Source organism: Proteiniclasticum sp., from assembly GCF_032054185.1.
GTDB lineage: Bacteria > Bacillota > Clostridia > Clostridiales > Clostridiaceae > Proteiniclasticum.
In genome coordinates this window covers 42412-56085 of record NZ_DAMBTF010000016.1, presented here as the reverse complement: position 1 = coordinate 56085, position 13674 = coordinate 42412, and the positions used below count along the sequence as shown (strand labels likewise).

The window sequence follows — 13674 nt, the reverse complement described above, 5'->3', positions numbered from 1 at the left end:
GAAGTTCACTTTGTTTTTTACCTATATTCTGTTTAATTTTCAAAGAACTTGTTTTCTTTCTCATCACTTGTCTCAAGCGACTTGTCTATAATATCACGCCAGGAATTGTCGGTGTATATACACAATTCATTCTCAGTCAAATATCTCTCTAAATCTTTAATTTTCTTCTTTATTCTCATCATAACTCATTGTGATACACACGGTGTTGTTTCCGGAGCATGGGTATGATTTAAGATGATATCACCCTGCTAAACCCCCTTTTTATCGAACTATATCCTATAAATTCCCTTTATCATTCGTAAACATATCCAATTGCCTGATTTTTGTTGCAAAAAAAGAGGAGAATCCCTATGGATTCTCCTCTTCATCTGTATTACTCTAATTCTTCTTCATTTTCATCAAGAACTTCTTCATCTTCTGAATCTACAAATTCTTCATCATCAAATTCTGTTTCTTCCAGATCAAGCTCAAGATCATCATTGAAGTCCGTATCAATTACATCACTCAATTCCTTTTCGATAAGCTGATCGCTGTCGATCTCTTCGACTTCCGGTCCAACATCCACTCTGGCCGCTATGATTTTAGCCAGTGAAACCACCTTGGAGTCACTTGATGTCTTCATGAGTTTTACACCCATGGCGTTTCTTGAAGTCACTGAGATTTCATGGACATTGATTCTGATGGCAACGCCATCTGAGTTGACAAGAAGCAGTTCATCATCATCGCTGCATGATCTTGCACCGATAACTGAACCAGTCTTGCTGTTTACTCTGTAGGCAATAAGTCCCTTACCGCCTCTGTTCTGTATCTTATACTGTTCGGTAGGTGTTCTCTTACCTAGACCGTTTTCCGATACGACAAGGATATCTTCACCCTGAACAGCTATGTCGAAGGAAACGCAGATATCACCGCTTCTTAAGGATATTCCCTTAACACCGGTAGCTGTTCTTCCCATAGGTCTGATGTCCTGCTCATTGAACTTGATTGCATATCCATCCTTTGTCACCAGCATGAGATCTGCATCTCCTCGGGTAAACTTGACATTAAGTAGAGAATCTCCCTCTTTAAGATTTAGCGCAATCAGTCCGTTCTTTCTGATATTGGTGAAATCATGAAGTGTCGTCTTCTTGATGATACCATGGGTAGTTGCAAATACGAGATAGCCATCCTTCTCCATATCGCTTATGGAAATGACTGCCTGGATATTTTCATCCTGATCCAGCGGTACCAGATTGACCAGATTGATTCCCTTTGAAGTTCTTCCTGATTCAGGGATCTCATAAGCCTTCAGTTTATAAACCTTACCCTTGGAGGTAAAGAACAGAAGATTTTTATGGGTTGAGGTGACGAAGACTCTATTTACCACGTCATCTTCCTTAGTCGTCATCGCCTGTACACCTCTTCCTCCTCTCTTCTGAGCGGAATAGGTTGTAGCAGAGATTCTCTTGATATATCCGTCTTCAGTAAGCGTGATTACGACGTCTTCTTCATTAATGAGGTCTTCGTAGTCCACTTCATATTCACTCTTCTCGATTTCGGTTCTTCTTTCATCTCCGTACTTGTCTCTGATTTCAATGAGCTCGTCCCTGATTACTGAAAGAAGTTTCGTTTCGTCGCTGATGATGCTTTCAAGATAGGAAATCAGTTCCATCAGTGCATTATACTCATCTTCGATCTTATCTCTTTCAAGACCGGTCAGTCTTCTCAGTCTCATATCAAGGATGGCGACTGCCTGCTTATCGGATAGACCAAATCTTGTGATGAGCTCTTCCTTCGCAATATCCGTTGTCTTGGAATTTCTAAGAACTTTAATGACTTCATCAATATTATCAAGGGCAATTCTCAATCCTTCTAGGATATGAGCTCTGTCCTTCGCTTTATTCATTTCAAAGATACTTCTTCTTGTGAGCACTTCTTTCTGGAAATTGATATAGTGGACAAGAATTTCTTTAAGGTTTAGAACTTTAGGTGCATTGTCGACAAGAGCCAGCATGATCACACCAAAAGTATCCTGCACTTTTGTTCTCTTATATAAGTAGTTAAGAATGACATGAGCGTTGGCATCACGTTTAAGTTCGATGACAATTCTCATACCGTCTCTATCAGATTCATCTCGAAGGTCGGAAATTCCGATCAGCTTCTTGTCTCTGACATGTTCAGCAATATTCTCTATAAGTTTTGCTTTGTTTACCATGTAAGGCAGTTCATCAATGATGATTCTCTGTCTGCCTCCTACTTCTTCAATTCTGCTTTTTGCACGGACGATGATTTTACCACGACCGGTTTCGAAGGCTTCTCTTATACCCGATACTCCCATGATGGTACCACCTGTCGGGAAATCGGGTCCTTTAATAAACTGCATCAGTTCAAGGACGGACGCATCTTCATTCTCCATGAGATAGACTGCACCGTTTATGATTTCTTTCAGGTTATGAGGCGGAATGTTTGTGGCCATACCTACAGCGATACCTGAAGATCCATTGACCAGAAGATTCGGGAATCTGGATGGAAGTACAGTCGGTTCCTTCTCTTCTCCGTCGAAATTCGGTGTGAAATCTACAGTATCTTTGTTGATGTCTCTCAGCATTTCACCTGAGATTTTAGCAAGTCTTGCCTCTGTATATCTCATAGCCGCCGCACCATCTCCATCTACTGAACCGAAGTTACCGTGACCTTCAACCAGAAGATACCTTGTGGAGAAATCCTGAGCTAATCTGACCAGCGCATCGTATACGGAAGAATCTCCATGTGGATGGTACTTACCCAGTACGTCACCGACGATTCTCGCACATTTTCTGTATCCTTTTTCATTGTAGATACCCAGTTCATGCATGGAAAAAAGAATTCTTCGATGTACAGGTTTCAGACCGTCTCTGACATCCGGGAGTGCACGCCCGACAATTACACTCATGGCGTAATTGATATAACTGGTTTTCATTTCTTTTCTTAAATCTATTGGTAAAACTTTACCTTCATTATTGTTCAATTATTCGAGCCTCCTATATGTCTAGATTGTCTACATACTTAGCATTTTTCTCGATAAATGCTCTTCTGGGCTCGACTTTATCGCCCATAAGAATCGTGAAAATCTCATCTGCAGCTTTGGCATCTTCAATATCAGCTCTAAGCAGGATTCTGTTTTCAGGATCCATTGTCGTTTCCCACAGCTGTTCAGCATTCATTTCTCCTAGACCCTTATATCTCTGAAGCTGAATGGTGCTGTCCTTACCACCTAAACGTTCAACAATTTCTTCCATTTCTTTATCTGAATAGGCATATTCATGATTCTTGCCCTTTGAAACCTTATATAGCGGTGGCTGTGCAATATACACATGCCCTCCTTCGATAAGCTCCTTCATGTATCTGTAGAAGAAGGTGAGAAGAAGCGTTCTGATATGAGCTCCATCGACATCGGCATCTGTCATGATGATGATACGCGAATAACGCAGCTTTGTGGTGTCGAAATCTTTACCGATTCCAGCTCCGAATGCGGTGATCATGGATCTTATGGTGTCAGATCCCAGCATCTTGTCCAGTCTTGCCTTCTCGACATTCATGATTTTACCTCTAAGAGGGAGAATCGCCTGGAACTGTCTGTTTCTTCCCTGCTTGGCGGAACCACCCGCGGAATCTCCCTCTACGATGTAGATTTCTGATTCCAGAGGATCCTTAGAAGCGCAGTCAGACAGTTTACCTGGAAGGGTCGTTCTTTCAAGAACACTCTTACGAGTCAGTTCTCTGGCCTTTCTTGCAGCCTCTCTTGCTCTTGCAGCCATCAGAGCCTTGTCGATGATGATCTTACCCATGGCAGGGTTTTCTTCCAGTAGAGTCGACAGTGCGCTTCCGACGATTCCGTCAACGATGCTTCTGACTTCGGCATTACCGAGCTTGGTCTTTGTCTGTCCTTCAAACTGAGGATCGGTCAGTTTTACTGAAATGACTGCTGTCAGTCCTTCTCTGATGTCATCTCCGGAAAGGTTCTTGTCGCTTTCCTTGATATGCCCGAATCTTTTTCCATAATCGTTGACAACCCTTGTCAGGGCTCTCTTGAATCCATCAAGATGAGTTCCTCCCTCAATGGTATCGATATTATTGGCATAGGAAAAAAGATTTTCGCTGTAGCTGTCATTGAACTGAAGGCCGACCTCAACGATATAGTCATCCTTCATTTCATCAATGTACATGACTTCTTTATGCAGTACTTCCTTATTTCTGTTCAGATACTCGACAAAAGACTTGATTCCACCTTCATAGTAGAAAGATTCTTCTTTTTCTTCGCCGTTTTCATCTTCTCTTTCATCTTTGATTGAGATTCTCAGACCCTTGTTCAGGAAAGCCAGTTCTCTTAATCTTTCTGAGAGGATTTCGAAATCATACTCGACTTCGTCGAAGATTGTGGCATCCGGTTTAAAAGTGGTTTTCGTTCCTGTGTGTTCGGAAACACCTGCTTCAACGAGGCCACCTACAGGATTACCATAGGCAAATTCCTGTCTGTAGACTTTATTGTTTCTTCTGATTTCCACACTGCAGGTTTCAGAGAGAGCATTGACTACTGAAGCACCAACTCCGTGAAGACCTCCTGAGACCTTGTATCCTCCGCCGCCGAATTTACCTCCAGCATGGAGAACAGTCATGATGACTTCGACTGTAGACTTACCGAGTTTCTCGTTCATTCCGATCGGCATACCTCGTCCGTCATCCACAACAGTGATGGAATTGTCTTTGTGGATATACACCTCAATATGAGAGCAGTATCCTGCAACAGCCTCATCTATGCTGTTATCTACTATTTCATAGACAAGATGGTGCAGCCCTCTTGCCGATGTGGATCCGATATACATTCCCGGTCTCTTTCTGACCGCTTCCAGTCCTTCCAGGACCTGGATATTGCTGTCCTCGTAACTTTCATCCACTCTGATCTTCTTATTTTCCTTGTTCCTGTCGAATATTTCAGGCACGGTTTCCTCTATTACAGGATCCTTTGTGTTATCCGTATTGTTTTCTACCATTTTATTGGCCTCCCTTCTAGTCCTCAAATCTTAGTTTCGTTCTTTTTGACAGAGTCTTTGAGGAAATGGGCGATAAATAGATTATCGATTTTTTCTCTATCTCTGCAATAATGATCGATTTTGGTTTCTCATCTGTAATTCGTGTCACAAAACCATCTTCTTCAGCTAAACGAAGAAACTGGCTGGTATCCGAACTATACATGGATGACTCCACATCAAATATTCCTATAACATCTTTCAATGGGACTACTACATTTTCGCCCAGGTGTAAAAACATTTAATCTCCTCCATCCACTATAGATCCATTCTGAACATTAAACAGCCTGTAACTGCCTGTAAGATACTCTTCGATATTCTCGACTCCTGTACAGGTTATTACAGTCTGTATATTCTCTATGGACTTTAGAATAAATTTCTTTCTGGATAAATCCAGTTCTGAGAGCACGTCATCAAGAAGCAGAATGGGATATTCACCCTTGACTTTTTTGATGATTTCAAGAGATGAGAACTTCATCGTGAGGACAGCAGTTCTTTGCTGACCCTGAGAACCAAAATCTTTGGCATCTACATCATTGATGAATATCAATAAATCATCACGATGTATTCCTGCAGATGTGGTACCTCTATCTATATCAATCTCTCTTTTTCTGGTGAGCTCATTTTTCAGATTGTCTTTAAGATTTCCCTCCAGAGAAAAAGAACTTTTATATACATATCTGATTTCTTCTTTCTGTGTTGTGATCTCCTGATGGATCGCTTTTCCGTATGAATTGAGCATACCGATATAATTTATTCTTTGCCTTGCGATATAACTGGCCTGTTCACTCAATTTGATGTCATAGATATCCAGTATATTCTTGTCTATCCTTCTGGATTTCAGTAAGGCATTTCTTTCCGCCAGTACCTTGTTATAGTTAACAAGAGCATTGTAATACTGCTTATCAAGCTGGCTGATTTCCATATCCAGGAAGCGTCTTCTTATCCCTGGTGATTCCTTCACGATTTTAAGATCTTCCGGCGAAAACATCACGACATTCAGAACACCTAGTAAATCTCCGATCTTTGTCAGTTTTACCTTGTTCACCGAGATGGATTTCCTACCATCAGACAGCAGATTCATATCAATTGTCTTATCCAGACGATCTTTTTCAATATAAACTCTGATCTGCGCATTTTTTTTATCCCACATAATCAGATCCTTCACCTTGCTGGTGCGATGAGACCTTCCGAAGGCGCAGTAATAGATCGACTCAAGTATATTGGTCTTTCCTTGAGCGTTTTCTCCCTGAAACACATTGACATCCTTGCCTAATTCAATATTCAGGTGATTGTAGTTTCTATAATTTATCAGACTGATGTTACGTATTTTCATTAAAAATCTCCTACAAGACATTATACCACATAGAAGTTTAACCTTCTATGTGGTATAAGGCTCAATACATATAGCTTTTTAATCGAATGTTATTCTGCTACCGCTGTAAAAACTTCTCCATTGAATTCGACTTTATCTCCTGGATAAATTTTCTTACCCCGTCTCAGTTCCACTTCATCATTAACTTTGACAAGCCCTTCTAAAATATACGCTTTTGCTTCTGATCCCAATGAAACAACTCCAGCCCATTTTAAAAATGAATCCAGCTTGATGTACTCGGTTTTAATTTTAATTTCCATTTTTCCCCCTTATCTCGCTAGTCTAACTGGTAACACCATATATTTGCAGTTATCTGTAATGCTGTTTCTGATTATGGCAGGGCTTACACCTGATGTCATTTCCAGAACAATCTCTTCTTCATCCATGACTTTAAGCGTATCCAAAAGATAATTTGCATTGAATGCGATTTCTATGGAATCTCCATCCATGGAAACCGGTACCTCTTCCTTCACTTTACCGAACTGTGAGTTTGAAGTGATGGTAGCCCTGTCGTTTTCGATATGCAGCTTGATCAGCCTGGATGATCCATCCTTGGCCATAAGAGATGCTCTTTCGATACTCTGGGCAAGAAGTGCTCTTTTCACTTTAAACTGCAGCTTATAGTCTGTTGGAATAATCGATTCATACTTGATGAAATTACCGGAAAGCAGTCTTGAAACGATTTTTGTGTTTTGAATTTCAAAAAGGATATGGTTATCATTAAAGCTGATATAAAGCATTTCATCTTTATCGCTGAGGATTTTCGAAACTTCGTTGAGTGTCTTCCCCGGAATAACAACTGACACATCTTCATTGGATTCAAGATATTCACTCTTCATGGCAAGTCTGAATCCGTCCAGAGCCACCATATTCAGAATCTTGTTCTTCACTTCAAAAAGTACACCCATAAGAATCGGTCTGGATTCATCCTGGGCTACAGCAAAGGATGTGCTTCTGATGAGGTTCTTGAATACATCTTCATTGATGGCGATCTTTTCGCGGTTACCGATTTCAGGCAGCATGGGAAATTCTTCGGCATTCAAATACAGAAGGTTGAATTCAGAGTTCTCGCAGGAGATCAGGATGGTGTTGTTTTCCATTGTTGCAAGTTCGATTATTGCATCTGGAAGTTTTCTGATGATATCTCCGAACAGTTTTGAATCGATAACGATTCTTCCTTCTTCCATGATGGTAGATGGAACCAGAGTCTCAATACTCAGATCAATGTCAGAACCTCGCATGATGACTTCCTGGCTACCTGTTTCGATATATATACCTTCTAAGACAGCCATTGGGGATTTTCCAAGTATGGCTTTTTGTACAGTTGATATTCCTTCAACCAAATCTCTTTTTTGACATCTGAAATGCATGATTTAATCCTCCCGAATTCATTTAATAAAACATTGTTACATTGGGGATGTTTTGATAAACAGTGAATAACCTAATCCCCCGCTAATAGTAATTAATATAATAGATTATTTAGTATTAGTAGTAGTAGGGCCCGGTATTCTGTGGATAAGTGCTAAAACCATTGATACATATCGAAGAACAGGATTTTCAACTCTGTGGATGAATCTGAACGAAATTTACGAGTTATCCACAACTATCCACAGGAGATTTATCCAATGATTTAATCCACAAGTGAATCAACAGGCATTCTAACTCTTTGTTGATTACTGATTATTGATCTTCTTCGTAATGATTTTGATTGCATTTGCCAGCGTATCATCTGTTTTTAAAGCCCCGGATATCTTTTCATAGGCATGAATTACCGTAGTATGATCTCTGCCGCCGAATTCATCACCGATCTTAGGTAAACTCATATCTGTAAGCTTACGTGAGAGATACATTGCAATCTGCCTTGGATAGGAGACATTTCTTGTCCTTCTCTGAGACTTCAGTTCCTGGATGGAGAGATTATAATAATTGGCTACCACATCCTGAATAAGATCGATTGTGATGGTTTTGCTCTGGCTGGAAGAGATGATATCTTTCAAGGCTTCAGCTGCAAGGTCCACCGTAATGTTCTTGTTGTTTGTCAGTGAAGAATAGGCCATCACTCTGATGAGTGCACCTTCAAGCTCTCTGATGTTGGATTTGATCTTCGTTGCGATATAGACCATGACATCTGATGAAACTACATACTTTTCGATTTCCGCTTTCTTCTTAAGGATAGCGATTCTCGTTTCAAAGTCAGGAGCTTGAATGTCTGCCTGAAGACCCCAGGCGAATCGGGTTCTTAATCGGTCTTCTAATGTAGGAATCTCATTTGGCGGTCTGTCACTGGAAATGATGATCTGTTTTCTTGCTTCATACAGCTCATTGAAAGTATGGAAAAATTCTTCCTGTGTACTTTCCTTTCCTGCGATGAACTGGATGTCATCCACCAGAAGGACATCCACATTTCTGTATTTGTTTCTGAAATCAAGATTCTTATCGTATCTTATGGAATTGATCAGTTCATTGGTGAATTTCTCTGAAGATACATAAACCACTTTTGCACTGGGATTGTTTGCCTGAATATGATGTCCGATGGCATGCATCAGATGGGTTTTTCCCAGTCCGACTCCCCCATAGAGAAAGAGCGGATTATAGGCATTTGCAGGTGATTCTGCGACTGCCACTGATGCCGCATGGGCAAACCGGTTTGAATTACCGATGACAAATGAGTCGAAGGTATATTTTGAATTGAGCGATCCGAAGGAATCCTGAGCAGGTTTAGCTGGAACTTTGCTTTCCTTCACTTCGGAATCCGCTTTTTCTTCCAGTCCTCCCACAATGCATTCTACATCGATCTCCTGATTTAATACGTGTTTGATCGATTCTTTAAAAAGCAGCTTATATCTCTGATTAATAATATCTAATGTAAGTTCATTAGGAACACTAATCATAAATACCCCATTACGAACACCTAAAGGCTTTAAACCAAGTATCCAAGTGTTATAGCTTACTTCGGACATGATTTCTACCTTAAGTATTCTGAGTACTTTTTCCCATGTTTCATTGAGTTGGGTATCCATGAACTACGTCCTCCTAAAAAAAATTTTTTGAGTATAAAAGAAAAATTCCTGAATCAACAGGTAATTAACAGGTAATCAACAGTATTTGAGTCTGAAAATAAAAAACAGGTTCTATGTTGATAAAATCAAAGATTAAGCTGTTTATAATGTGATTAACATACAATAACGGAAGGTTATACACGTTTACGAAACTGGATACTCACATTGTTATGAAACTCAGACCCATTGTGATTCAATGATTAAGAGATAGTGAGAAGTGGTTCTGTACATTATAAGAACAGGTTATACACAGAATTATCCACAGTTGTGGATAATTAGCGTTTTTCTGATTAATTATCAACAGGTCTCTCCTATAATATCATATTGAAACCAGCTAGTTCAATAAGTTATCCACAATTGTTAGGGCTAAATAGGATAAAATAACTTATTTCTAGATTTCTTGACACTCAGGGATACCATGAGTATAATAGTGTAGTAAAATCGAAGTATCGGGACAAGTGCGCATTTTTTGAGCATTGAGACCAATATGAAATAATTGATACGAAGGGGGTGTCAACATGTGGATGACATTTCAGCCTAAGAAGAAGCAGGGTAAGAAAGAACACGGCTTCAGAAAGAGAATGGCTACTAAAAATGGTAGAAACGTTCTTAAGAGAAGAAGAGCTAAGGGAAGAAAAAGATTGTCAGCATAAGGTCGCTTAATTGTGGCCTTTTTCTGTAATTGTCGGAAAGGATTATCTCCATGAAACATGAAAAAGTTAGAAAAAACTCTGAATTTCAGGTCATTTACAGGAGAGGTAAATCTTTTGCCAACAATCTTTTGGTTTTGTATGTTTACAAGAACAGAAAAAATCAACTTGACGGGGTCCCCTTCAATAGGATCGGTATCTCAGTCAGCAAGAAAGTCGGAAAGAGCGTAGTCAGGAGTCGGGTAAAAAGACTTATAAATGAAGCTTATCGTTTAAATAAGGATGCTTATTTAAAGGGTTATGATTTTGTAATAATTGCCAGGGTATCAAGTCATGACAAGAGTTATTCCGAAACCGAAAAAGCACTGATTCACGTCTTCAAAAAGGCGGGTTTAGTAAATGATGAAAAAAATACTGTTAAAATCAATTAGATTCTACAGAAAGTATATTTCACCCAATAAGCCTCCAAGCTGCAGGTTCACGCCTACATGTTCTGTCTATGCCATTAATGCCATAGAAAAACATGGTGCACTTAAGGGAGGCTACATGGCTATAAAAAGAATTTTTAGATGCCATCCGTTTTATAAAGGAAGTCTGTATGATCCGGTTGAATAAAACTTGGAGGTAAAAGGATTGGCTCAATTAAATCAGTTGTTTATTTGGATATTTGAACAGCTAAAAACTGTAGTGGAACTGTTTGTAACAAAACCGGGAAATCAGTGGGGACTTACAATCGTTCTGTTTACAATCCTGTTCAATATTCTGATGCTGCCTATTAATCTGAAACAGATGAAAACCATGAGAAAGCAGCAGGCACTTCAGCCAGAAGTTGCTAAGATTCAAGCTAAGTACAAGAATGATCCGCAGAAGCTGCAGGAAATGCAGATGAAGCTATATAAGGAAAACAATGTAAACATGTTCGGCGGATGTCTCCCCTTACTGATTACATATCCGATTTTCATCGCAATGTTTGGTGTGTTCAGACAACTCGTGGCTGATGGTAAACTGACTGGAATGAGATTCACACCTTTAATTCCTGATCTGGCTGCTAACCACAATATAATTCTTTCCATCCTATCCGTAGGAACCATGTTACTTTCTACTTATATCACAACGCTTAAAACGAAAGGTCAGGATAATCCTGCAGCAGCCTCTGCAAACAAAATGCAGTATATGATGGCAGCATTATTCGGATGGATCACATACACCTCGAACTCCGCTTTAGGTCTTTACTGGGTAACTGGTAATGCATTCAGAGTGATACAGGGACTGATCCTTAACAACATGGATAAGAAAAAAAGTGAGAATGTCATAAAATAGTAGTTTGTTGGTATTGTTGCCAAATAAGGTGGTATTGAAATGAATAGTATGCAATTTTCAGGTAAGAATGTTGACGAAGCTCTGTCAAACGCATTAAGAGAGCTGAATGTAACACAAGATAAGATTACTTATGAAGTAATTGATGAAGGTGCTAAGGGACTGCTTGGACTGATCGGCACAAAACCTGCAATCATTCAGGTGGAGATGATACCTGTTGAAAGAGACTTAAGAGAAGATGCAGTCAGCTTCCTTAAAGGAATCTTTGAAAATATGGGGATAACAGCTGAGCTTGATGCTGTTCTTGAAGACAATATGATGAAAGTTGATATATCAGGGCCAAAGATGGGTCTTGTTATCGGCTATCGAGGTGAAACACTTGATTCATTACAGTATCTCACAAGTCTTGTGGTGAACAAGAGACGTGAGGGCGAGTATGTAAGAGTCGTCCTTGATACAGAAGGATATCGTCTGAAAAGAGAAGAGACATTGGAAAGACTTGCTGAAAAGACCGCTTATAAAGTGAAGAAGTACAGACGTCCAATGAAGCTGGAACCTATGAATCCGTATGAAAGAAGGATCATTCATTCCAAACTGCAGAAAATTGAAGGTATCGTAACGCATAGCGTCGGCGATGAACCATACAGAAGAGTTGTTATAGAACTTGATAAGTAATAAAAAGCCTGAGAACATCTCAGGCTTTTTTGTACAAAAAAACACAGGATTTGAGGATTAAGTTAAAATCTTGGAGAATCTATAGAATTTACCGATACCTCTTGAATTCTATGGAAATTAACTATAGAATACAAAAGATAATAATTGCCTTATAAAGTTTAGGCAAGCAGGAGGAAAGATGAGAGAATATGAAACCATAGCCGCGATTTCCACATCATTAGGAGAAAGTGGTGTTTCGATAATTAAACTGTCTGGTGGAAATGCCAAGGAAATTGCAGCAAAGATCTTTAAACAGAAGAATAATTCGGATTTTCTGAAAGCCAAACCCTGGACGATGAATTACGGACATGTGGTGGACATTGACTCAGGAGAGATTATAGATGAGGTACTGGTCAGTTATTTCCAGGGACCCCGTAGTTTTACTGCTGAGGATGTTGTGGAAATCAACTGTCACGGTGGTAGAATAGCTACCGAATCCGTATTGAATACGGTATTTCAGGCGGGAGCAAGACCTGCCGAGCCAGGTGAGTTCACAAAGCGTGCATTTCTGAATGGACGTATAGACCTTTCACAGGCTGAAGCTGTCATCGACATCATACAGGCAAAAACGGAACTCTCAATGAAATCTGCTGTAAGCCAGAGCGGTGGGAAACTATCCGGAGAAATAACAGATATCAGGAATCAGATACTTAACCTGCTGGCATTCATCGAAGTCACGGTAGATTTTCCTGAAGAAGACCTTGAGTTTACTACCGGAAACGAAGTCAGTGAAAAGCTCACACATCTTTTATTGAAGGTCAGCGATCTTTTGAAAACATCCGAGGAAGGAAAAATACTGCGTGAAGGATTAAGCATAGCTATAATCGGTAAACCTAACGTTGGTAAGAGCTCACTTCTCAATGCGCTGCTAAAGGAAAATAGAGCGATTGTCACTGATGTCCCAGGGACTACGAGAGACATTATTGAGGAATACCTTAACATAGACGGAATACCGATTAAAATCACGGACACAGCCGGTATACGCGAAACAGATGATATCGTAGAAAAGATAGGGGTAGACAGGTCAAAAAGTAAGATTGATGAGGCAGATCTCATTGTATTCGTGCTTGATCATTCTAGACCGCTTGATCAAGAAGATAAAGATATAGTTAAATATATAGGTAATAGAAAAAGCATAACACTAATAAACAAAATAGACCTTGAGGAGCAAATTAATCCTGATGGCATCGATTTAGGGGCAACCATTGGTGTGTCAGCACTTAATGGTTACGGTATTAACGAACTGAAAGATAAAATCAAGGAGCTTTTCTTCCATGGCAATATCGAAATAACTGATGTCATGGTGACGAATAGAAGACATAAGGAAGCGCTAATGCGTGCACATGAAAAGATGACCGCGGCCAAAACGGCCATAGACCAGGGAATATCCCTTGATCTAGCTGCAATAGATATTAATGCGGCATGGAATTATTTTGGTGAAATTACAGGAGATACTCTTTCAGAAGATCTGGTGGATAAGATATTCAGCGACTTCTGCATAGGGAAATAGAGGT

General features: G+C 39.8%; 13 protein-coding genes. 6 read left to right on the top strand and 7 right to left on the bottom strand.

Annotated features, from left to right (window positions below; translation table 11 throughout):
- Positions 1-373 precede the first annotated feature (373 nt).
- From gyrA to dnaA, 7 genes are all read right to left on the bottom strand, one after another.
- Positions 374-2986, bottom strand: coding sequence for a DNA gyrase subunit A (gene gyrA / locus RTX25_RS10030; protein WP_312653255.1), 2613 nt, complete (start codon positions 2984-2986; stop codon positions 374-376).
- Positions 2987-2999: 13 nt separating this feature from the next.
- Positions 3000-5009: a DNA topoisomerase (ATP-hydrolyzing) subunit B gene (gene gyrB / locus RTX25_RS10025; protein ID WP_312653253.1), complete on the bottom strand. Its 2010-nt coding sequence runs from the start codon at positions 5007-5009 to the stop codon at positions 3000-3002.
- 16 nt (positions 5010-5025) lie between these two features.
- Positions 5026-5286: an extracellular matrix regulator RemB gene (remB, locus tag RTX25_RS10020; RefSeq protein ID WP_312653251.1), complete on the bottom strand. Its 261-nt coding sequence runs from the start codon at positions 5284-5286 to the stop codon at positions 5026-5028.
- The gene (gene recF, locus RTX25_RS10015; protein ID WP_312653250.1) at positions 5287-6381 is read right to left on the bottom strand and encodes a DNA replication/repair protein RecF; all 1095 of its coding nucleotides are present in this window, start codon (positions 6379-6381) and stop codon (positions 5287-5289) included. It lies immediately after the preceding gene.
- An 89-nt stretch (positions 6382-6470) separates the two neighbouring features.
- The gene (gene yaaA / locus RTX25_RS10010; protein WP_312653248.1) at positions 6471-6680 is read right to left on the bottom strand and encodes a S4 domain-containing protein YaaA; all 210 of its coding nucleotides are present in this window, start codon (positions 6678-6680) and stop codon (positions 6471-6473) included.
- 9 nt (positions 6681-6689) lie between these two features.
- The gene (gene dnaN / locus RTX25_RS10005) at positions 6690-7790 is read right to left on the bottom strand and encodes a DNA polymerase III subunit beta (RefSeq protein WP_312653246.1); all 1101 of its coding nucleotides are present in this window, start codon (positions 7788-7790) and stop codon (positions 6690-6692) included.
- 303 nt (positions 7791-8093) lie between these two features.
- Positions 8094-9440, bottom strand: coding sequence for a chromosomal replication initiator protein DnaA (gene dnaA, locus RTX25_RS10000; protein ID WP_312653244.1), 1347 nt, complete (start codon positions 9438-9440; stop codon positions 8094-8096).
- A gap of 557 nt (positions 9441-9997) precedes the next feature.
- Here dnaA and rpmH point away from each other — a divergent pair.
- From rpmH to mnmE, 6 genes are all read left to right on the top strand, one after another.
- Positions 9998-10132, top strand: a complete 135-nt coding sequence (rpmH, locus tag RTX25_RS09995; protein ID WP_031575587.1) for a 50S ribosomal protein L34 — start codon at positions 9998-10000, stop codon at positions 10130-10132.
- A 50-nt stretch (positions 10133-10182) separates the two neighbouring features.
- Positions 10183-10560, top strand: coding sequence for a ribonuclease P protein component (gene rnpA / locus RTX25_RS09990; protein ID WP_312653242.1), 378 nt, complete (start codon positions 10183-10185; stop codon positions 10558-10560).
- The gene (gene yidD / locus RTX25_RS09985; RefSeq protein ID WP_397428542.1) at positions 10532-10744 is read left to right on the top strand and encodes a membrane protein insertion efficiency factor YidD; all 213 of its coding nucleotides are present in this window, start codon (positions 10532-10534) and stop codon (positions 10742-10744) included. The genes rnpA and yidD overlap by 29 nt, the downstream gene beginning before the upstream one ends.
- Positions 10745-10762: 18 nt before the next feature.
- A complete protein-coding gene (locus tag RTX25_RS09980) occupies positions 10763-11449 on the top strand; it encodes a YidC/Oxa1 family membrane protein insertase (protein WP_312653237.1) in 687 nt (228 codons plus the stop codon).
- Positions 11450-11488: 39 nt separating this feature from the next.
- The gene (jag, locus tag RTX25_RS09975) at positions 11489-12121 is read left to right on the top strand and encodes an RNA-binding cell elongation regulator Jag/EloR (RefSeq protein ID WP_312653236.1); all 633 of its coding nucleotides are present in this window, start codon (positions 11489-11491) and stop codon (positions 12119-12121) included.
- Positions 12122-12299: 178 nt separating this feature from the next.
- Positions 12300-13670 carry a tRNA uridine-5-carboxymethylaminomethyl(34) synthesis GTPase MnmE gene (mnmE, locus tag RTX25_RS09970; RefSeq protein ID WP_312653234.1) on the top strand — a complete coding sequence of 457 codons (1371 nt, stop codon included), beginning with the start codon at positions 12300-12302 and terminating at the stop codon, positions 13668-13670.
- The last annotated feature ends 4 nt before the right edge of the window (positions 13671-13674 follow it).

Coding starts and splice junctions, on each gene's coding strand:
- gyrB (WP_312653253.1), bottom strand. CDS start 5,009: ATGGTAGAAAACAATACGGATAACACAAAGGATCCTGTAATAGAGGAA.
- remB (WP_312653251.1), bottom strand. CDS start 5,286: ATGTTTTTACACCTGGGCGAAAATGTAGTAGTCCCATTGAAAGATGTT.
- recF (WP_312653250.1), bottom strand. CDS start 6,381: ATGAAAATACGTAACATCAGTCTGATAAATTATAGAAACTACAATCAC.
- yaaA (WP_312653248.1), bottom strand. CDS start 6,680: ATGGAAATTAAAATTAAAACCGAGTACATCAAGCTGGATTCATTTTTA.
- dnaN (WP_312653246.1), bottom strand. CDS start 7,790: ATGCATTTCAGATGTCAAAAAAGAGATTTGGTTGAAGGAATATCAACT.
- dnaA (WP_312653244.1), bottom strand. CDS start 9,440: ATGGATACCCAACTCAATGAAACATGGGAAAAAGTACTCAGAATACTT.
- rpmH (WP_031575587.1), top strand. CDS start 9,998: ATGTGGATGACATTTCAGCCTAAGAAGAAGCAGGGTAAGAAAGAACAC.
- rnpA (WP_312653242.1), top strand. CDS start 10,183: ATGAAACATGAAAAAGTTAGAAAAAACTCTGAATTTCAGGTCATTTAC.
- yidD (WP_397428542.1), top strand. CDS start 10,532: ATGAAAAAAATACTGTTAAAATCAATTAGATTCTACAGAAAGTATATT.
- jag (WP_312653236.1), top strand. CDS start 11,489: ATGAATAGTATGCAATTTTCAGGTAAGAATGTTGACGAAGCTCTGTCA.
- mnmE (WP_312653234.1), top strand. CDS start 12,300: ATGAGAGAATATGAAACCATAGCCGCGATTTCCACATCATTAGGAGAA.